At 70.6% G+C, this 18989-nt stretch carries 17 protein-coding genes and 1 pseudogene; 14 read left to right on the forward strand and 4 right to left on the reverse strand.

Annotation, left to right across the window (positions count from 1 at the left end; all coding sequences use genetic code 11):
- The first annotated feature begins 296 nt into the window (after positions 1–296).
- Positions 297–800: a hypothetical protein gene (locus ACFV8T_RS09030; protein ID WP_385325911.1), complete on the forward strand. Its 504-nt coding sequence runs from the start codon at positions 297–299 to the stop codon at positions 798–800.
- 50 nt (positions 801–850) lie between these two features.
- Here the strand turns inward: ACFV8T_RS09030 and ACFV8T_RS09035 are convergent, their stop codons facing one another.
- Together ACFV8T_RS09035 and ACFV8T_RS09040 are read right to left on the reverse strand one after the other, a co-directional pair.
- Positions 851–1837, reverse strand: a complete 987-nt coding sequence (locus ACFV8T_RS09035; RefSeq protein WP_385325913.1) for a LuxR C-terminal-related transcriptional regulator — start codon at positions 1835–1837, stop codon at positions 851–853.
- Positions 1838–2011: 174 nt separating this feature from the next.
- The gene (locus ACFV8T_RS09040; RefSeq protein WP_385325915.1) at positions 2012–2995 is read right to left on the reverse strand and encodes a helix-turn-helix transcriptional regulator; all 984 of its coding nucleotides are present in this window, start codon (positions 2993–2995) and stop codon (positions 2012–2014) included.
- A 110-nt stretch (positions 2996–3105) separates the two neighbouring features.
- On the opposite strand from ACFV8T_RS09040, the gene ACFV8T_RS09045 reads away from it, so the two are divergent.
- Positions 3106–3399 (forward strand): 5'-nucleotidase, encoded by a 294-nt coding sequence (locus tag ACFV8T_RS09045; RefSeq protein ID WP_385325917.1) that lies wholly within the window; start codon positions 3106–3108, stop codon positions 3397–3399.
- A complete protein-coding gene (locus ACFV8T_RS09050) occupies positions 3396–3716 on the forward strand; it encodes a (2Fe-2S)-binding protein (protein WP_072487853.1) in 321 nt (106 codons plus the stop codon). Before ACFV8T_RS09045 ends, ACFV8T_RS09050 begins: the two co-directional genes overlap by 4 nt.
- 136 nt (positions 3717–3852) lie before the next feature.
- Here ACFV8T_RS09050 and ACFV8T_RS09055 read toward each other — a convergent pair whose 3' ends face one another.
- Positions 3853–4257 (reverse strand): pyridoxamine 5'-phosphate oxidase family protein, encoded by a 405-nt coding sequence (locus ACFV8T_RS09055; RefSeq protein WP_266417325.1) that lies wholly within the window; start codon positions 4255–4257, stop codon positions 3853–3855.
- A gap of 252 nt (positions 4258–4509) precedes the next feature.
- Between ACFV8T_RS09055 and clpB the strand changes: the two genes are divergently transcribed.
- The 3 genes from clpB (at position 4510) to ACFV8T_RS09070 (ending at position 9451) form a co-directional block, all read left to right on the forward strand.
- Positions 4510–7110 carry an ATP-dependent chaperone ClpB gene (gene clpB, locus ACFV8T_RS09060; protein WP_385325919.1) on the forward strand — a complete coding sequence of 867 codons (2601 nt, stop codon included), beginning with the start codon at positions 4510–4512 and terminating at the stop codon, positions 7108–7110.
- Positions 7111–7566: 456 nt separating this feature from the next.
- The gene (locus ACFV8T_RS09065) at positions 7567–8820 is read left to right on the forward strand and encodes an MFS transporter (RefSeq protein WP_385326244.1); all 1254 of its coding nucleotides are present in this window, start codon (positions 7567–7569) and stop codon (positions 8818–8820) included.
- Positions 8821–8890: 70 nt separating this feature from the next.
- The gene (locus ACFV8T_RS09070; RefSeq protein WP_385325921.1) at positions 8891–9451 is read left to right on the forward strand and encodes a YbjN domain-containing protein; all 561 of its coding nucleotides are present in this window, start codon (positions 8891–8893) and stop codon (positions 9449–9451) included.
- 71 nt (positions 9452–9522) lie between these two features.
- On the opposite strand, the gene ACFV8T_RS09075 is transcribed toward ACFV8T_RS09070, so the two are convergent.
- Positions 9523–10701: a pyridoxal phosphate-dependent aminotransferase gene (locus ACFV8T_RS09075; protein ID WP_385325923.1), complete on the reverse strand. Its 1179-nt coding sequence runs from the start codon at positions 10699–10701 to the stop codon at positions 9523–9525.
- A gap of 726 nt (positions 10702–11427) precedes the next feature.
- Here ACFV8T_RS09075 and ACFV8T_RS09080 point away from each other — a divergent pair.
- From ACFV8T_RS09080 to ACFV8T_RS09115, 8 genes and pseudogenes are all read left to right on the forward strand, one after another.
- On the forward strand, positions 11428–11970 hold the full coding sequence (locus ACFV8T_RS09080; protein WP_385325925.1) for a DUF2617 family protein: 543 nt from the start codon (positions 11428–11430) through the stop codon (positions 11968–11970).
- A 63-nt stretch (positions 11971–12033) separates the two neighbouring features.
- On the forward strand, positions 12034–13632 hold the full coding sequence (locus ACFV8T_RS09085; RefSeq protein ID WP_385325927.1) for a polyamine aminopropyltransferase: 1599 nt from the start codon (positions 12034–12036) through the stop codon (positions 13630–13632).
- Positions 13633–13795: 163 nt separating this feature from the next.
- The gene (locus ACFV8T_RS09090; protein WP_385325929.1) at positions 13796–14791 is read left to right on the forward strand and encodes a carbon monoxide dehydrogenase; all 996 of its coding nucleotides are present in this window, start codon (positions 13796–13798) and stop codon (positions 14789–14791) included.
- A gap of 25 nt (positions 14792–14816) precedes the next feature.
- A complete protein-coding gene (locus tag ACFV8T_RS09095; protein WP_385325931.1) occupies positions 14817–15617 on the forward strand; it encodes an aldose 1-epimerase in 801 nt (266 codons plus the stop codon).
- A gap of 112 nt (positions 15618–15729) precedes the next feature.
- Positions 15730–16269, forward strand: a complete 540-nt coding sequence (pyrE, locus tag ACFV8T_RS09100; protein WP_266417348.1) for an orotate phosphoribosyltransferase — start codon at positions 15730–15732, stop codon at positions 16267–16269.
- Positions 16270–16481: 212 nt separating this feature from the next.
- Complete coding sequence (fbaA, locus tag ACFV8T_RS09105) at positions 16482–17504, forward strand: class II fructose-bisphosphate aldolase (RefSeq protein ID WP_266417350.1); 1023 nt, start codon at positions 16482–16484, stop codon at positions 17502–17504.
- Between the two features lie 86 nt (positions 17505–17590).
- On the forward strand, positions 17591–18766 hold the full coding sequence (locus ACFV8T_RS09110) for a MalY/PatB family protein (protein ID WP_385325933.1): 1176 nt from the start codon (positions 17591–17593) through the stop codon (positions 18764–18766).
- A 55-nt stretch (positions 18767–18821) separates the two neighbouring features.
- Positions 18822–18974 (forward strand): annotated as a pseudogene (locus ACFV8T_RS09115) (hypothetical protein); the annotation flags it as partial.
- Between the last annotated feature and the right edge of the window lie 15 nt (positions 18975–18989).

Raw genomic sequence — 18989 nt, forward strand, 5'->3', positions numbered from 1 at the left:
CTCCACCGAATTGTCTTCACCGCGTCGACTTCGGGGCCCGACAAAAGGGTTGCGGGGGGGCCGTCCCCCGTCCCCCCCCCTGCCCGTTTCCCCCCCTCCCCCCCCTCCCCCCGGTGGACCGCCCACCCGCGCGAGGAAGGGCCGGGGAGCCGACTTACGGGTCGGCTTCCCGGCCCTTCGTCGTACGCCCGCGGTGCGGGGCGGCGTCCGGAACCCGACCCCGGTTCGATCACGGCTTGCGACCATGGGCGGGGGCCTGTCATGACCCCGCCCGTCGGCGCAGTCAGGAGTCACGTATGTCCATGGTCGGTCTTTTCTGGATCACCGACACGGCCGCCCACATAGGCGCTCCGCCGAACAGCCCCGGCCCCGGCGTCCTGCTCACCGAGGAGGGCCTGACCGGGCTCGGGGAGGACCAGCGCGGCCGGTGGGCGTGGCAGGACATCCGGCGCGTATCGGTGGCCGGTGCGCCCGTGCGGTCCTCGGTGGCCAGGACCGCCGGGATTCTGCTGGACACCGTGATCACATCGGCGTTCGGCGGCGGCGACGACGGCCCCGCGATGTTCGTACGCCTCGAAACCCCCGAGGGGGAGGTGGAGTTGACCGTCATCGCGGCCACCGCCTCCTACAGCCCCGCCGAGCACCGGCTGTCGCAGGACCTGCTCGATGCCTACGTGACCGGCCGGGCCACCCCCGCCGCACTGCTCGCCTGGGGACGCATCCATGGCGGCGGCACTCCCGGTCGCGCGGAGCGGGAGGAGTTGCTCGCGGGGTGGGGCGGGCGTGCGGCTCGTCGGTGAGCGGCTTGCCGGCGCCCTTTCTCCGGCCGTTCCTCGCCGAAGGAAGGGTGCTACGCGCGCGGCGGATCGGTCTCGGTGAGCCCGGAGCGGACGAGGAGGGCCCCGAGGTGGGTTCGGCTGGTGGCGCCGAGGTTCTGCATGAGCTTGGAGATGTGGGCACGGCAGGTGCGGACGCTGATGCCGAGCTTGTGGGCCACCGCCTGGTCGGCGTCTCCCTCGGCGAGCAGGCGGGCGATACGCATCTGGGCCGCTGTGACGGAGGTGCTCGACGGGGCCGCCTGCAGAGGTTCCGTGAGCGGGGTGGCCTGGGCCCACAGGACCTCGTACACCTGGATCAGATAGCGGACGAGCGCGGGGTGGCGGATCTCCAGGGCCACGTCGCGCTCGGCGTTGGCGGGGATGAAGGCCACGGTGCGGTCGAAGATGAGCAGTCGCTCGACCGTCTGCTCGATGGTGCGGACCTGGATGCGGCCGAGTGGCAGCTCGTCCAGATAGGCCTTGAGAGCCGGGTTGTAGCGCGCCGGATGCTGGTAGATGTGGCGGAGCCTGGCGCCCCGCTCCACCATCGTCAGGGCGCGGTCCAGTCCCTTCCTGAGCTGTTCTGCCGGCCGGGTGCTGCCGGGCTGGAGGGTCAGGACCTCTTCCCGTGCGTCGCTCAGGGCGCTGTGGATGGTTCCGTCGATGAGCGGGAAGCCTTCGAGGACGGTGATCGCGAGGTTGGGATCGGTGCTGGCGACGGAGGCCAGTGGAGCCAACGAGTCGGCCAGCGCCACGGAGAGCGTGATGCGCTCGTGGACCTCCCGTATGACGGGCTGCAGCAGGTGGGCCAGGGCGGCCGACGGTGGTACCGGGAGCATCCAGGCGCTGTCGTGCGGGTCGGGGTGGACCAGCGTCAACTCGGTGAGGCAGGGAGCGGGTTCGAGGGCGGCCCGGGGGATCCGCCCCGCGCTCAGAGCCTCCGTGTAGATCCTGACGGCCGCATCGCACAGCTCACGTCCCCCGTGCGCATGGGCCGTTGTGTCTTCATCCCTGCCCATTCGTGACCCCCGCTTTCGGCAGCTCGGCAAGATGACGGTGGTGGAAGCCTAAGGGCTGGGTGGAGCGGGGGTGCCGGAGGAACTGGCGACCACCGACTCGTCCGGAGCGTGGCCACGCCTACCTGTCGTGCGGCCACGTACTCCGCCGAGAGCGGGGCGCGAGGTGCCGGCCGGTCAGGAATCCTGGTCGAGAATCCTTGACTGGGCGATCAGGTAGCCGAGCTGGGCGCGGCTCGTGCTGCCCAGGACGGCGGACAGCTTGGCCACGTGTGCCCGGCAGGTGCGGACGTTCATGCCGAGGCGGCGGGCGATCGAGTCGTCCACATGGCCTTCTACGAGGAGTTGGGCGATGGAGCGCTGAACTCCGCTGATGCCCTGGGGGGCCGGGTCGTACGGGAGCTCCTCCAGGAGGGGGGACGCACGGTTCCACAGCTGTTCGAAGACCTTGATCAGGTACTCGACCAGTCCCGGGTGACGCAGTTCGAGGGCGACCTGGTCGTCGTCGCTGGCCGGGATGAACGCGACGGCCCGGTCGAAGACGATCAGGCGCGAGATGAGCTCTTCCAGCGTGCGGATCTCGACCTTGCCGTCGGCCAGGCGCTCCGCGTAGGCCCGCGTGCCCTGGCTGTGCCGGACGGTGTGCTGGTAGAGGGTGCGCATGCCCACCCCGCGGTCGACCACCAGCAGCGCGCGCTCCAGGCCCTCCCGGAGGCGGTCCTCGCCCCGGTCGCCGCCCGGCTGGACCGTGAGTACCTCGGTGCGGCACTCGGCGGTGGCGAGGTCGAGGGCCGCGTTGATGCGGTTGCTGCCCTCCAGCACCGTGATGGCGTGGGTGATGGGGGGATCCTGGGCGCTGATGTCCATGAAGGGTTCGAACGATTCGGCCAATTCCAGGGACAGTCTTCTGCGTTCCTGGATCTCGCGTTCGATGGGGTTCAACCGCTGTGCCAGCGCCGCGGACGGCGGGACGGGGCGGAGCCACTCGGCGTCGTCGGGGTCGGGATGCAGCAGGGCGAAGTCCATCAGACAGGGCGCGGTGGCCACCTCGGCCCGCGATATCCGGCCGGAGCGCAGCGCACTGGCGTAGAGACGTCCTCCGTCTTCGCATAGTTCGGTGATCCCGTGAGGATGCGTACCTTTTGTGTTGCTTGTGGTCATATCTCCACCCCCCAGGTTCCTGAACATGCAGGAACATGATGCATCGACTCGGTGGTGTTCGTGTGCCCAGGTGAGACATCGTCTTAGGTGCGGGGGAGAAGAATCCACAAGTGAGGACGAAGCCGACTATGTATAAGCGATTGCTTCGCTCGGCGCTTGCCGTCTCATTCGTCGCGGCCCTGGGCTTCGGCGTACTGGGAAGCGATGAGATCAGCTGGGGTTCGGGGGCCGCCAAGGCCGGCGGCGAAATCAGCTGGAGTACCGAAGCGGGCGCCGGGCCGGGCGAGATCAGCTGGAGCGTCGAGGCCGCGAGCCCTGCCGGCGAGATCAGCTGGCTCTCCGGGACGTCGGTCGCGTCCGACGAGATCAGCTGGGTCGTCGCACCGACCCAACCGGGCGCATGACCATCCCGCCGGACGACCGGACCTTCCGGCGAGAGATGGCCACGGCCTACCGATCAGGCTGGCATTTCATCGATCTCGTCACTGCCATCCCCCACTGTGGCGACTCGTTGATGGTCACTCTGTTCGGCGACCCCATCGTTGTCGCACGTGAAGAAGACGACGAAGTACGTGCCTACCGTTGCCTCCGCAAGCCGCGTGGAGCCCCGCAGCCCGTTCGCTGTGCGATTCGGTACGACATGATCTTCGTCAACCTCGACCGGCGGGACCACCAGCTGTTCGAGCCAGAGACTATTTCCGCCACCCCCCGCAGTGCCTGAGCGATCCCCCGTCGTTCCATGTCGCTCAGTCACTCCCCCACACAACGGCGCCATCGTGACCTGAACACGATGGCGCCGTTGTGCTTTTCCCGGCCGCGCCCGCCCCGCCGGGCGCGGCTCGCGGTCCGCGGGCCGGTCAGGCCCTGCCGAGCGCCCGGTCCACGGCGATCTCGATGACGATCCGGTCCGGGTTGGGCTTCGGCGTGCGCTCGTAGCGTTCGGCGTAGCGGCGTACGGCGTCGGCCACCGCCTCGGGTTCCGTGCGCACCGTCGCGCGCCCCTCCAGCGTCGCCCAGCGGCGCCCGTCGATCTGGCAGACGGCGACCCGTGCGCCGTCCGGGCCCGCGGCCAGGACGTTGGCGGCCTTCCGGGTGTTCTTGCCGGTGATGACCCGCGCCAGCCTGGTCTCGGGGTCGTACGTGACACCCACCGGCACCACGTGAGGTGTGCCGTCGGGGCGGGGCGTGGTCAGGGTGCACACATGGCGTGCGCGCCAGAAGGCGAGGTACTCGGGGCCGGGGTTCGTCACGTCGACTGCCATGGGGACAGCGTAGGCAGCGCGGGCGCGGCGCCGGTCCCGCCGTGGGTCCCGCTGCGGTGGCGGAGGGCCGGTGCGGCCGGTTCACTCGAAGCAGTGGAACAAGGGGCAGGTTCCTGGCGCGGACAGCTCCCGGCATCAAGTTGAGTGGATTGGACTCAACATCGCCTTGAGTGGAATAGACTCAACTTTATGCACGTTGACTAAGTCAGTGTTGTGGAGAGAGCCAGCCACCGCAAGGAGGAGAAAGCGCACGTGGACGCCGAGCTGACCAACAAGAGCCGGGACGCCATCAACGCGGCCACCAGCAGGGCCGTGAAGGACGGGCACCCCGATCTGACCCCCGGGCACCTGCTGCTCGCGCTGCTCGCGGGCGAGGACAACGAGAACATCATCGATCTGCTCGCCGTCGTCGAGGCCGACCAGATCGCCGTACGCACCGAGACCGAGCGGCTCCTGGGCGCCCAGCCCAGCGTCACGGGCTCGACCGTCGCCCCGCCGCAGCCCAACCGCGAGCTGCTCGCCGTCATCGCCGATGCCGCGCAGCGCGCGAAGGAGCTCGGCGACGACTACATCTCCACCGAGCACCTGCTGATCGGCATCGCCGCCGAGGGCGGCCGCGCCGGTGAGATCCTCAGTGGGCAGGGGGCCAGTGCGAAGAGGCTGCTGGACGCGTTCGAGAAGAGCAGGGGAGGGCGACGGGTGACCACACCCGACCCGGAGGGCCAGTACAAGGCGCTGGAGAAGTTCGGTACGGACTTCACCGCGGCCGCACGCGAGGGCAAGCTCGACCCGGTCATCGGGCGCGACCAGGAGATCCGCCGCGTCGTCCAGGTGCTGTCCCGCCGCACCAAGAACAACCCCGTGCTCATCGGTGAGCCCGGCGTCGGCAAGACGGCCGTCGTCGAGGGCCTCGCCCAGCGCATCGTCAAGGGCGACGTCCCCGAGTCCCTGAAGAACAAGCGGCTCGTCTCGCTCGACCTCGGTGCGATGGTCGCGGGCGCCAAGTACCGCGGCGAGTTCGAGGAGCGGCTGAAGACCGTCCTCTCCGAGATCAAGGAGAGCGACGGGCAGATCATCACCTTCATCGACGAGCTGCACACCGTCGTGGGCGCGGGCGCCGGCGGCGACTCCGCCATGGACGCCGGCAACATGCTCAAGCCGATGCTGGCCCGCGGCGAGCTCCGCATGGTCGGCGCGACGACGCTCGACGAGTACCGCGAGCGGATCGAGAAGGACCCCGCCCTGGAGCGCCGCTTCCAGCAGGTGCTGGTGGCCGAGCCGAGCGTCGAGGACACCATCGCGATCCTGCGCGGGCTCAAGGGCCGGTACGAGGCCCACCACAAGGTCTCCATCGCGGACTCCGCGCTGGTGGCCGCAGCGACCCTGTCCGACCGCTACATCACCTCCCGCTTCCTCCCCGACAAGGCCATCGACCTGGTCGACGAGGCGGCGTCCCGGCTGCGCATGGAGATCGACTCCTCGCCCGTCGAGATCGACGAGCTCCAGCGCGCCGTCGACCGCCTCCACATGGAGGAACTGGCCCTCAAGAACGAGACCGACCCCGGCTCCCGGCAGCGCCTGGAGAAGCTGCGCCGCGACCTCGCCGACAAGGAGGAGGAGCTGCGCGGCCTCAACGCCCGCTGGGAGAAGGAGAAGCAGGGCCTCAACCGCGTAGGTGAGCTGAAGGAGCGCCTCGACGAACTGCACGGCCAGGCCGAACGCGCCCAGCGCGACGGCGACTTCGACACCGCCTCCAAGCTGCTCTACGGGGAGATCCCCGGCCTGGAGCGGGAGTTGGCGGAGGCGAACGAGGCCGAGCAGGAGGCCGCCAAGGACACCATGGTCAAGGACGAGGTCGGCCCGGACGACATCGCCGATGTCGTCGGCTCCTGGACCGGCATCCCCGCCGGACGCCTGCTGGAGGGCGAGACCCAGAAGCTGCTGCGCATGGAGGACGAGCTCGGCAAGCGCCTCATCGGGCAGGGCGAGGCGGTGCGGGCGGTGTCGGACGCGGTGCGCCGTACCCGCGCCGGTATCGCCGACCCCGACCGGCCCACCGGCTCGTTCCTCTTCCTCGGCCCGACCGGTGTCGGCAAGACGGAGCTGGCGAAGGCGCTCGCCGACTTCCTGTTCGACGACGAGCGGGCCATGGTCCGCATCGACATGAGCGAGTACGGCGAGAAGCACAGCGTGGCGCGGCTCGTCGGCGCCCCGCCCGGATACATCGGCTACGAGGAGGGCGGCCAGCTCACCGAGGCGGTCCGCCGCCGCCCGTACAGCGTCGTGCTGCTGGACGAGGTCGAGAAGGCCCATCCCGAGGTCTTCGACATCCTGCTCCAGGTGCTCGACGACGGCCGGCTCACCGACGGCCAGGGCCGGACGGTGGACTTCCGCAACGCCATCCTGATCCTGACCTCCAACCTCGGCAGCCAGTTCCTGGTCGACCCGCTGACCAAGCCCGAGGAGAAGAAGGCACAGGTCCTGGAGGTCGTGAGGGCCTCGTTCAAGCCGGAATTCCTCAACCGGCTCGACGACCTGGTGGTCTTCTCCGCCCTGTCCGGCGACGAGCTCGCGCACATCGCGCAGCTCCAGATCGACCGGCTCGCCAAGCGGCTGGCCGACCGGCAGCTCACCCTCGACGTCACGCCCGAGGCCCTGGCCTGGCTGGCCGAGGAGGGCAACGACCCGGCCTACGGGGCCCGGCCGCTGCGCCGTCTCATCCAGACGGCGATCGGCGACCGGCTGGCGAAGGAGATCCTCGCGGGCGAGGTCAAGGACGGGGACACCGTCCGGGTGGACCGGGTCGGGGACGGCCTGCTCGTCGGGCCCGCGACCTCGGACAGCACCTTGTAGGCGGCACATGGCCTGTTAACGCCGGGTCCCCGGCCGGAGGACGGCAAGTCCCCGGCCGGAGGACCGTGGGTCCCGGCCGGGGGCATGCCGTCCGTACCAGCGGGCGGAAGGGCGCGCGTCCCGGCCGGGACACGTCGGGGCCGCCGTGCGAGGGGCGAGGGATTGCGGTGATTTCGGGAGAAAGAGAAAATGGCCGCCGTCATCGATGATCCACTGTTCAACATCGATATTGCGCCAAACGCCTCGCTCCGCACCGATGGGTGGCATCTCCTGACCCGGCGCCGTCCCGGGACGCATCACCCGCCTCTGACAAGGGACTTCTGCTCGGGTGCGGGCAGTGTCCGCCTGGCGGTGCGCGAATAATCAGGACACCTCGGAGCGTCCGTCGGGGCCTGCTCGCAAGCAGGGTTGGGGGCCGAATTCGGCAGTCGGTAGCGTGCCCGCATGAACGAGCGGATGGGCGATGAGATAAAGCCGGGGCCTGAAAAGCCCAGATCTGACAATCTCTTTCACCTTGGCGAATTCCGTACGCTTTGGGCTGCTTATGCCCAGTCGATCCTGGGTGACCAGCTGGCACGCGTGGCCCTGTCGTTGCTCGTGTTCGAACGCACCGACTCGCCAGGATGGACCGCGGCGACGTACGCGCTGACCACCTTGCCCGCTCTGCTGTCCGGGGTGCTCCTGTCCGGCCTGGCGGACCGTTTCCCCCGGCGTACGGTCATGATCAGCTGCGACCTGGTGCGGATGGTGATGGTCGGGCTGATGGCCCTGCCCGGGATGCCCTTGCCGCTGCTCGCCGGGCTGCTGGTGCTCGCGCAGCTGGCCGAGGCACCCTTCGGCGCCGCCCAGGGCGCACTGCTGCCCACCGTGCTCGGTACGCAGCGGTACGAACGCGGCCAACGGGTCATGCAGATCACCAACCAGGTCGGACAGCTGGCCGGCTTCGCCGGCGGCGGTCTGCTGGCCGCGTGGCTGGGCAGCAACCTCTCCCTGGGCGTGAACGCGGTGACCTTCCTGCTCTCGGCGACCCTGGTCAGGTTCGGCGTGAAGGCCCGTCCCGCGGCCAGTGCCGACGCCCGCAAGCCGCGGCTCGGCGCACAGGTCGGGGGTGCCGCCGCGCTGATCTGGTCGGACCGCAGGCTCCGGTCGCTGCTCGCGCTGGGATGGCTCGCGGGGTTCGTCGTCCTGCCGGAAGGACTGGCCGCCCCGTTCGCGGACGAGGCCGGCGGTGGCGCCTCCTCGGTGGGACTCCTGCTCGCCTCGCATCCGGCGGGAATGGTGCTGGGCGCGGCCCTGCTGGGGCGGGCCAAGGTCGGCGACGAGTCGCGGCGCCGCCTGCTCGGGCCGTTGGCGATCGGTGCGAATCTGCCGCTGCTCGCCTACTGGCTCGACCCCGGCGTGGGCGCGGCCATGTTCCTGCTGCTGGTGGCCGGGGTGTGCTCCGCCTACCAGATCACCGCCGGGGCCACCTTCGTGCTCCTGACCCCGGCCGACCGGCGTGGCCAGGCGCTGGGGCTCGCCAGGACGGGGGTGACCGCCATGCAGGGGATCGGTGTCGCCGTGGGGGGTGTGGCGACGGAGCTGTCCGGCTCGTCGGCCAACACCATCGGCGCGTCCGGACTACTCGGGGTGCTGTGCGCGATTCTTGCCGCCGCCGCCTGGACACGGGCGCGGGGAGCCGATGCGGAGATGATTCCCCGGAGGGCGTAAGGCCTGTCCGGCGAAACGCGGCTAGGGTCGTCGGCAGGAAACCACGTGCGATCCACAGGAGTACCCAGCGATGTCTATCGATCCGTCCTCGATTCCGAATTTCGGGGGCCAGCCCGAACCGCAGGCGGCAGGACCCGAGGGCCCCGTTGTCCCTGACCAGGACCTCGTCAAGCAGCTTCTCGACCAGATGGAGCTGAAGTACGTCCTCGACGACGAGGGCGACCTCGCGGCGCCGTGGGAGGACTTCCGCACGTACTTCATGTTCCGGGGCGAGGACGAGCAGCAGGTCTTCTCGGTCCGTACGTTCTACGACCGCCCGCACGCCGCGGACCAGCGTCCGGTCCTCCTCGACGCGATCGACGACTGGAACCGCCGCACCCTGTGGCCCAAGGTCTACACGCACACCCACGAGCCCGAGGAGGGCTCCGAGGACACCGAGACCTCGGTCCGTCTGATCGGTGAGGCGCAGATGCTCATCGGTACGGGCGTCAGCCTGGAGCACTTCGTCTCGTCGACGGTCAGCTGGGTGCGCGCCTCGATCGAGTTCGACAAGTGGCTCCAGGAGCGTCTGGGCCTGGCCCCGGCCGAGGAGAAGGCGGACGGCGAGGACCCGACCCCTTCGGGCGCCTGAGTCCCGTACGGCAGTGACAGCCCACCCCGGGGGGGCGGTCCTTGCGGCCGCCGCCCCGGGGTGCGCCGGTTTCAGGGCGCCAGTCGTCGCAGGCGGCCGACCGCGTCGTGGAGGACGTCGTCGCGCTTGCAGAAGGTGAAGCGGACCTGGCTGCGGCCGGCGTCGGGGTCGTCGTAGAAGACGGAGTTGGGGATGGCGACGACGCCGCAGCGTTCGGGGAGCGCACGGCAGAAGGCGTAGGCGTCCTTCTCGCCGAACGGGGTGATGTCGGTGGTGATGAAGTACGTGCCCTGGGGCCGGTGGACCTCGAACCCGGCCGCCCGCAGGCCGTCGCCGAGCAGGTCGCGCTTGCGGCGGAGATCGGCGCGGAAGCCGTCGAAGTACGCGTCCGGGAGGCGCAGCGCTTCGGCAATCGCGTACTGGAACGGGCCCGCGCTGACGTAGGTCAGGTACTGCTTGGCCGTCCGGACGGCGGCGAGGAGCGGGGCGGCGGCAGTGACCCAGCCGACCTTCCAGCCGGTGTACGAGAAGGTCTTGCCGGCGGACGAGATGGAGACCGTGCGCTCGCGCATGCCGGGCAGGGAGATCAGCGGGATGTGTTCGCCCTCGAAGACCAGGTGCTCGTAGACCTCGTCGGTGACCACCAGGAGGTCGTGCTCCACCGCCAGTGCGGCGATGGCGGTCAGCTCCTCGCGGGTGAGGACCATGCCCGTCGGGTTGTGGGGGCTGTTCAGCAGCAGCAGCCGGGTGCGGGGCGTGATCGCGTCCCGGAGGGCGTCGAGGTCGGGGCGGAAGTCCGGGGCGCGGAGGGTCAGCGGGACGCGTACGCCGCCCGCCATGGCGACGCAGGCGGCGTACGAGTCGTAGTACGGCTCGAAGGCGATGACCTCGTCGCCCGGCTCCAGCAGGGCGAGCATGGCGGCGGCGATGGCCTCGGTGGCGCCGGCGGTGACCAGGACCTCGGTGTCGGGGTCGTGGGTGAGGCCGTAGCGCCGCTGCTGGTGCTCGACGATCGCGGTGCGCAGTTCGGGGACGCCGGGGCCCGGCGGGTACTGGTTGCCGTGGCCGTCGCGCAGCGCCCGGACCGCGGCCTCCCGGATCTCTTCGGGGCCGTCGGTGTCGGGGAAGCCCTGGCCGAGGTTGATGGAGCCGGTCCGTACGGCGAGCGCCGACATCTCCGCGAAGATCGTCGTACCGAACTCGGCGAGGCGGCGGTTGAGCAGCGGTCGTCCCTGTGTCATGGCTGCCATCCTGCGCGGAAGCTCTGGAGTTGCTCAAGTCTGCTTTGGCGGTTCGGGGGCGGGGGCATCCCCCACACACGCAGGAAGCGCACGGGAGCGGGGGGACCTCGCTTCGGGGGACGGAAGGACGTGAGGTCGGTGAAGGTTCTTGTCGCAGTGGTGATCGCGGTCGGTCTGATCGTGCTGCTCGTCTCGGTCCTGGTGAAAGCCGGGAACCGGTCGAAGGCGGGCAGGCGGGGCACGCGGCGGGGGACCGCGGGCAGCGCCGCGGGAGGCAGCTGGTGGGCCGGGGGCGACGGCGGCGGCGGTTCGTCCTGCGGAAGCGGCAGCGGGCATTCCGGTGGGCACTCCGGAGGGCATTCGTGCGGCGGTGGTCACTCCTCCTGCGGTGGTGGCTCCTCGTGCGGCGGCGGGGGCGGATGCGGCGGAGGCAGCTGACCCGGACCGCTGGTTCCGGAGGTGCCCGGCGGGTGAACTCCCGCCGGGCACCTTTTTGTTGGGGCTTTTTGCGAGTTGCCGGTGAACAGGTGATCCGAGGGGCCCCCGAGGGGATGGAAACCACGGCAAGTTGGGTAAAAACCCTGTGGATACGACTTATTCGTGGTTCCCTCGGTTGAGAGAAAATTCAGCCCTCGGACCCCAGTTGGACCTGATCGGGCGCTACCCACCTCCCACGTGCATCACGTCGGGGGCGTCCCCTGTCCATGTGTCCATGCTTGCTTGCGGAGCCGACTCATGCTCACGACCCTCCAGACGGCTTATTCCGACACCCGTGCTGCCGACCTGGCCTGGGCGCTCGGGCGGGAACCACTCCCTGCCCTGGCCGTGCTCGATCTCGATCTCGCGGGTGCCAGGCTGCAGATGCGCCTGCTCGGCGCCTCCCACCAGGTACTCCTCGAAGAGGACCGCGGCACCTGTTCCGAAACCGTCGCCTGTATCCCCGGCAGTAGCACGCCGCTTCCGCTCGGTGTCTCCAAGCGGCTCGGGGAATGGGAGTACGAATTCGCGGCACGTGTCGAGACGCTCTCGGAGGGCTCGTTCGCGGGGCGCGCGCAGGAGCTCCTCGCGCTGGTGGCCGACCATCCCCACGGTCTCGCCGGGACGTTCCCCGGCAGCCCGCACGCCTTCACCGCCATGCTCGCCCAGCGGACCGAGGGCCAGGTGCGATGGCGCACCTGGCACGCGTACCCGCAGGAGGGGCAGTTGGTGGTGACGCGCACCCGAGTGGGAGTGCGGATGCCGGCGACGGCACTCCGAGAAGTGTCAACTCCGTTGTGACCACACCACTTACACCCTTGTGGGTGACAGGCTGCCATGTGATCGTGACGTAGCGTTCGCATCATGATCGACCAGCAGGTGTCGCTGCGAGGGGGCGCGGCGTGTCTTCCCGTACGGCCGAGGACCGGTCGGTGTCTCGTGCTGGCCGCTGTCTTCGTCTGTGCTGCCTGCGGTCTGGTGTACGAGCTCGAACTGGTGGCGCTCGCCTCCTATTTGATCGGTGATTCCGTCACCCAGGCATCGGTCGTGCTCTCCGTGATGGTGTTCGCGATGGGTGTCGGATCGCTTCTCGCGAAACGTTTACGCAGCCATGCCGCAGTGGGTTTCGGGCTGATCGAGGCGGCCCTCGCGCTCGTCGGCGGTTCCTCGGCGCTCGTGCTGTACGCGTCGTTCGCCTGGATCGGGGAGTCGCGGTACGCCCTGGTCGGGTTCTCGCTCACGATCGGCATCCTGATCGGTGCGGAGATTCCGCTGCTGATGACCTTGATCCAGCGCGTCGACCGGCAGGACGCGGGCGGCGCCGTCGCGGATCTCTTCGCCGCCGACTACGTGGGCGCGCTGGTCGGCGGGCTCGCGTTCCCCTTCCTGCTGCTGCCGGTGCTCGGGCAGCTCACCGGGGCGCTGTTCACCGGCGCGGTCAACGCGGCGGCGGGCGGGGCGCTGGTGCTGTGCGTGTTCCGGCGGGATCTCAACCCGCGCTCCCGCTGGCTGCTGATCCTGTTCAACGTGGCGGTGATCGCCGTGCTGGCCGTCGCCACCGCACTGGTCGACGACTTCGAGCGGGCGGCGCGGCGCGCGGTGTACGGGGACGGGGTGCGGGTCGCGATGCAGACCGAGGTGCAGGAGGTGGTGCTGACCGGGTCGGGCCGCAGCTCCCTGGATCTGTATCTGGACGGGCGGCTGCGGGTCAGCGCGCGCGACGAGTACCGCTACCACGAGGCGCTGGTGCACCCGGCGATGAACGGGCCGCACGCCCGCGTCCTGATCCTGGGCGGCGGCGACGGCCTCGCCGCCCGGGAGGTGCTGCGCTATCCGGACGTACACGATGTCACCGTGGTCGAGCTGGACCGGGGCGTCACCCGGTTGGCCCGTACCGACCGGGCGCTCTCGGAGCTGAACGGCCACGCGTTCCGCGACCCGCGGCTCACGGCGGTCACCGCGGACGCCTTCAACTGGCTGCGGGCGGCGCACGGCCGCTATGACGTGGTGATCTCCGATCTGCCCGATCCGGGGATCTCCACCAGCACGAAGCTCTACTCGGCGGAGTTCTACGGGCTGGTCGCCGAGGCACTCGCGCCCGGCGGCCGGGTGGTGGTGCACGGGGGCCCGCCGGTCTCCCGGCCACGTACGTTCTGGACGGTCGAGGCGTCGATGCGGGCGGCGGGCCTGCACACCCGCCCGTACCGGACGAGCGGCCGGCTCTCGGATTTTGCGGCCGGTCCCGACCGGGCCACGCACCGGGCGCGCCCCGCGCGCGGCTGGGGCTTCGTCCTCGCCGGTCCGGGGAAGAGGCCGGAGCTCGGTCTTGCCGTGAGGGCGCCGGCGCTGCGGTCGATGACGGAGCCCGCGCTGGTGAACGCGGGACGGGAGGCGGAGCGGGCACGGCCGGCGGGGCTGCCGCCGTCGACGCTGGTGCATCCGCGGTACTGGGAGGACCGGTGAGTGCGGCATGGCTTTCACATGTGCCTGCGGGCGGGCAGGGGAGTCGGGGGGCGGCTCTGCCGTGCGCGGGGGGCCGGGGAGTCGGGGGCGTGGCCCGTGTGCCGGTGGCCTCGCGGGGTGGAACCGCTGACGTGACGGCCGGGGCTGAGTAGGCTCGGTTTCCATGGAGCATGAGGTGTTCGTTCCGGTTCCGGTCCCGTCCCTCCGGCGGACGCTGGGTGACCCCGCCCGCGTCGCGCGATGCGTGCCGGGGCTTCAGCAGGACGCCGACGCGTCCGCGGGCCCGCTGTCCGGCCGGCTCAAGATCCGGGTCGACGGCCACACGATCACGTACCGCGGCGCGCTGAGACTCACCGATGCGCCGCAGGACGGCCCGGAGGGGGCGCGCGGGGAAGCGGTCCTGGTGACCGGCGAGGGCTCCGAGGCCAGGGGCAGCGGCTCGGTGAAGCTGACCCTGACCATCGGCCTGACCGAGCGGGACGGCGGTACGGCGATCGGGTTCGCGGGTACGGCGGCCGGTGACGGCCGGCTGCTGGAGCTGGACGCGACGGCAGCGCTCGCGGCGGCCCGCCGGCTGCTGGACCGCTTCGCCCAGCAGCTGGTGACGGAGACGCTGGCGGCCGGCGAAGAGATGGGCGAGGAGACCGGCGAGGTGCTCGGGGCGGCCGAGCGGTCCGTCGGGGAAGCGGTGGAGCAGGCCATCGAGGAGGCGGCCGAGGACGCCGACACGACCGGCGCGGCCACCGTCGCCGACGACACCCCGCCCACCCATGACGCGGCGGCCGACGAGGCGCCCTCCGCAGACGCGGGAAAGCCCGAGGAGCCCACCGCCGGGGAGCCGGAGGAGCAGGGGAACCCGCCGGGTACCGGCTCCGTCTTCGACGCGCCCGTGCCCCCGCCGTCGCTCGACCCGGTCTCCGAGGTGGAGTTCACCGTTCCCGAAGGCCCCCCGGCGGAGGCCGCGCACGCCAGGCGCACCATGATCGGCCGCAGCGCCGAGGAGGTCGACCACGCGCCGCCGCGCGGCCGGTACGCGCCCGTCCCGTCACCCGATTCGACCACCGCGGGCGCCACGCTCCGCTGGGTCGCCCCGGCCGCCGCGCTCGCGCTGGCGTCCGCCGTGGTGGTGAGCCGGGCGCTGAGGCGGCGGCGGCGGTAGCGGTCGCGCCAGTAATCTCGGTCGGGTGAGTAGCAGCGAGAAGGACGTCCGGCTGTCCGTCGGCGACGCAGAGTTGACCGTGAATCCCGCCAACGGCTGTCGCATCGACAGTCTGCGGATCGGTGGCACCGAGCTGCTGCGGCAGGGGGAGCGGTACGGCTGCTTCCCGATGGTGCCGTGGTGCGGGCGAACCGGGAACGGGCTGTTCCACAACGGCGACGTGCCGCACCGGTTGCCGCTCAACTCCCCGCCGCACGCCATCCACGGCACCGGCCGGGACACCGCCTGGCACACCGCCCGGCTGGGCGAGCGGGAGGCGTCGTTCTACTACGACCTCGTCGACCCGTGGCCGTATCCGGGCCGGGTGACCCAGACCTTCGAGCTGGCCGAGGATTCGCTCACGCTCGCCTTCGGCATCGAGACGTACGGGGACTCGTTCCCGGCGCAGGCCGGCTGGCACCCCTGGTTCCTGCGCAACCTCGGCGGCGGTGGCAAGGACGTACAGCTGGCCTTCGACGCGGCCTGGCAGGAGGAGCGGGGCGGGGACCATCTGCCGACCGGCCGCCGCATCCCGCCCCTGAGCGGGCCCTGGGACGACTGCTTCGGGATGCCGGACGGCGTCGAGGCGACGCTCACCTGGCCGGAGCAGCTGGAGCTGACGGTGCGGAGCCGGGCCGAGTGGGTCGTGATCTACGACGAGCAGGACGAGGCGGTCTGTGTGGAGCCGCAGTCCGGCCCGCCGAACGGGCTGAACACCGCGCCCCGCTATGTCACCCCCATCGATCCGCTGGAGATCTCGACGACGTGGAGCTGGCGTCGGCTCTGACCCGGCCCCGACCCGGCTTCGTCCCGGCCCTGGCCCGGCCCCGACCCGGCTCAGGAGTCGGCTCAGGACTCGGCGCGAGTTGATGCGAGACGCGCGCCTTAAGCTCGTAGCCATGACTGACGTACGTGCTGACCTGCTCCAGCAGATCAAGGACAAGGCCGTGGTACACGGCAAAGTGACCCTCTCCTCGGGTCTTGAGGCCGACTGGTACATCGACCTGCGCCGCATCACGCTGGACGGCAAGGCCGCTCCGATGGTCGGTCAGGTCATGCTCGACGCGACCGCCGAGCTGGACTACGACTGCGTGGGCGGGCTGACGCTGGGCGCCGACCCGGTCGCCACCTCGATGCTGCACGCCTCCGCGGCGCGCGGGCAGGAGCTGGACGCGTTCGTCGTCCGCAAGGCGCAGAAGGCGCACGGGATGCAGCGCCGCATCGAGGGCACGGACGTGAAGGGCCGCCGCTGTCTGGTGGTCGAGGACACTTCGACCACCGGCGGTTCGCCGCTGACGGCCGTCGAGGCGGTGCGCGAGGCCGGTGGCGAGGTCGTGGCCGTGGCCGTGATCGTGGAGCGCGGTGCGGCTCCGGCCATCGCCGAGGCCGGTCTCCCGTATGTCCACGTCTACTCGGTGGCCGATCTCGACCTGGCCTGACGACCGGTCCGACCTGCGGTTTCTTCCAGGGGTGGGCCGTTTCACGTGAAACGGCCCACCCCTTCCGCATGTCCGGGCTCCGTACGCCTGAGCGCTGGGGCGGTGGGCCGGGTGGAGCCGGAGCGAGAGTCTGGGAAGATGGGGGCGACGATGACGTCGCCCCCAGGTCAGGGAACCAGCACGCACACCCGCACATCCCAAGGAGCGGTCAGATGCCCATCGCAACCCCCGAGGTCTACGCCGAGATGCTCGACCGGGCGAAGGCAGGCAAGTTCGCCTACCCGGCCATCAATGTGACGTCGACCCAGACCCTGCACGCTGCACTGCGCGGCTTCGCGGAGGCGGAGAGCGACGGCATCGTCCAGATCTCCACCGGTGGGGCGGAATTCCTGGGCGGCCAGTACAACAAGGACATGGTCACCGGCGCCGTCGCCCTGGCCGAGTTCGCGCACATCGTCGCCGCCAAGTACGACATCACGGTCGCGCTGCACACCGACCACTGCCCCAAGGACAAGCTGGACGGTTACGTACGTCCGCTGCTCGACATCTCCGCCGAGCGCGTCGCCCGGGGCGAGAACCCGCTGTTCCAGAGCCACATGTGGGACGGTTCGGCCGAGACGCTGGCCGACAACCTGGCCATCGGCCAGGAGCTGCTGGCCAAGGCCGCCGCCGCCAAGATCATTCTTGAGGTCGAGATCACCCCGACCGGCGGCGAGGAGGACGGCGTCACGCACGAGATCAACGACGAGCTGTACACCACCGTCGACGACGCGCTGCGCACCGCCGAGGCGCTCGGCCTGGGCGAGAAGGGCCGCTACCTGCTGGCCGCCTCCTTCGGCAACGTCCACGGTGTCTACAAGCCGGGCAACGTCGTGCTCCGTCCCGAGCTGCTGAAGGACCTCCAGGAGGGCGTCGGCGCCAAGTACGGCAAGAAGTCGCCGTTCGACTTCGTCTTCCACGGCGGCTCCGGTTCCACCGAGCAGGAGATCGCCACCGCGCTGGAGAACGGCGTCGTGAAGATGAACCTCGACACCGACACCCAGTACGCCTTCACCCGCCCGATCGTGGACCACATGTTCCGCAACTACGACGGTGTGCTGAAGGTCGACGGCGAGGTCGGCAACAAGAAGGTCTACGACCCGCGCAGCTGGGGCAAGTCCGCCGAGGCGGGCATGGCCAAGCGCGTCACGGAGGCCTGCGCCAACCTGCGCTCCACCGGCACCAAGCTGAAGTAGCAGCCGGTACGAAGTGTGGTCGTGGGCCCGGTACCCCGTGGGGTGCCGGGCCCACGGCATGTCCGCGAGAGATATGAGGGGCAGCTGTGAGTTCCACTGCGCGCTATGACTTCGACACCGTCGTCGACCGCCGGGGCACCTGGTGCGTCCAGTGGGACGGGGTGGCGGACCGGTTCGGGGTGGACGGGCTGCTGCCGTTCACCATCTCCGACATGGACTTCGAGACCGCCCCGCAGGTGCTGAGCGCGCTGCGCTCCCGTCTCGACCACGGGGTGTTCGGCTACACGGACTGGCGGCAGGACGACTTCCGCTCGGCGATAGCCCACTGGTACGCGACCCGGTACGGCACGGAGGTGGACACCGGGCAGCTGGTGTACGGGCCCTCCGTGCTCAGCCAGCTCTCGCAGCTGCTGCAGATGTGGACGTCGCAGGGCGAGGGCGTGGTCGTCCACACCCCCACCTACGACGGTTTCCGCAAGGCGATCACCGGGCTCGGGCGTGAGCTGCGGGGCGTGCCGGTGGGGGACCGGGCCGCGCTGGAACGCGAGCTCGCCCGCCCCGACAGCAAGGTCCTGGTCCTGTGCTCGCCGCACAATCCGACGGGCCGGGTGTGGACGGAGGCGGAGCTGGGCGAGATGGCGTCGCTCGCCGCGCGCTACGGGGTCGCGGTCATCAGCGACGAGATACACGCGGACTTCGTGCACGAGGGGCATGCGCATGTGCCGTGGACCCGGGTCGCGGGCGACGGGCGCTGGGCGCTGGTCACCTCCGCGTCGAAGGCGTTCAACTTCCCGGCGCTGACCGGTTCGTACGGGCTGATCGGCGATCCGGCCGACCGGGCGGAGTTCCTGCGCCGGATGGAGACGGCCGAGGGGCTCGCCTCCCCGGCGGTGCTGTCGCTGACCGCGCACATCGCCGCGTACCGGGAGTCGGAGGCGTGGCTGGACGCGCTCCGGGGGTATGTCGCCGGGAATCTGGCGCTGGTCGCGCAGCGGCTGAACGAGGCGTTCCCCGAGCTGGGGTGGCAGCCGCCGCAGGCCGGGTACCTGGCCTGGATCGATCTGCGGCCCGCGGGCGTCGACGGCGACGAGGCCTTGCAGCGGGTGCTGGTCGAGCAGGAGAAGGTCGCGGTGATGCCGGGCGGTGTGTACGGGGCGGAGGGCTTCGTGCGGCTGAACGTGGGGTGCCCGCGTTCCAAGGCGGAGGCCGGGGTGGATGCGCTGATCCGGGGCGTACGCGCTGTGACGGCGCGGGCGTCGTAGGGGCTGCCGCCATTACACGCGCCAGGACGCCGCACGCGCCCGGAAGACGGGACACCTTCTCCTGGCGTTCTGGGGCGCACCGGACGGCAGCACCCGGAAGATGGAACACGCCGGTGAACTCGTCGTCCGGGCGTTCCGCGGAGCCGGCTTCCCCGTGGACCGGAACGGTGCGGGCGACAGCCGCCCCTCCGTCGATCTGACGGGCTGACCCCGTCGGCCGGGC

The sequence above is a fragment of the Streptomyces sp. NPDC059832 genome (genome assembly GCF_042731715.1).
Classification (GTDB): Bacteria; Actinomycetota; Actinomycetes; order Streptomycetales; family Streptomycetaceae; genus Streptomyces.

Excerpts from the sequence above, each read along its gene's own strand:
- ACFV8T_RS09030 (WP_385325911.1), top strand. The coding sequence starts at position 297 with ATGTCCATGGTCGGTCTTTTCTGGATCACCGACACGGCCGCCCACATA.
- ACFV8T_RS09035 (WP_385325913.1), bottom strand. The coding sequence starts at position 1,837 with ATGGGCAGGGATGAAGACACAACGGCCCATGCGCACGGGGGACGTGAG.
- ACFV8T_RS09040 (WP_385325915.1), bottom strand. The coding sequence starts at position 2,995 with ATGACCACAAGCAACACAAAAGGTACGCATCCTCACGGGATCACCGAA.
- ACFV8T_RS09050 (WP_072487853.1), top strand. The coding sequence starts at position 3,396 with ATGACCATCCCGCCGGACGACCGGACCTTCCGGCGAGAGATGGCCACG.
- ACFV8T_RS09055 (WP_266417325.1), bottom strand. The coding sequence starts at position 4,257 with ATGGCAGTCGACGTGACGAACCCCGGCCCCGAGTACCTCGCCTTCTGG.
- ACFV8T_RS09065 (WP_385326244.1), top strand. The coding sequence starts at position 7,567 with ATGGGCGATGAGATAAAGCCGGGGCCTGAAAAGCCCAGATCTGACAAT.
- ACFV8T_RS09070 (WP_385325921.1), top strand. The coding sequence starts at position 8,891 with ATGTCTATCGATCCGTCCTCGATTCCGAATTTCGGGGGCCAGCCCGAA.
- ACFV8T_RS09075 (WP_385325923.1), bottom strand. The coding sequence starts at position 10,701 with ATGGCAGCCATGACACAGGGACGACCGCTGCTCAACCGCCGCCTCGCC.
- ACFV8T_RS09080 (WP_385325925.1), top strand. The coding sequence starts at position 11,428 with ATGCTCACGACCCTCCAGACGGCTTATTCCGACACCCGTGCTGCCGAC.
- ACFV8T_RS09085 (WP_385325927.1), top strand. The coding sequence starts at position 12,034 with ATGATCGACCAGCAGGTGTCGCTGCGAGGGGGCGCGGCGTGTCTTCCC.
- ACFV8T_RS09090 (WP_385325929.1), top strand. The coding sequence starts at position 13,796 with ATGGAGCATGAGGTGTTCGTTCCGGTTCCGGTCCCGTCCCTCCGGCGG.
- pyrE (WP_266417348.1), top strand. The coding sequence starts at position 15,730 with ATGACTGACGTACGTGCTGACCTGCTCCAGCAGATCAAGGACAAGGCC.
- fbaA (WP_266417350.1), top strand. The coding sequence starts at position 16,482 with ATGCCCATCGCAACCCCCGAGGTCTACGCCGAGATGCTCGACCGGGCG.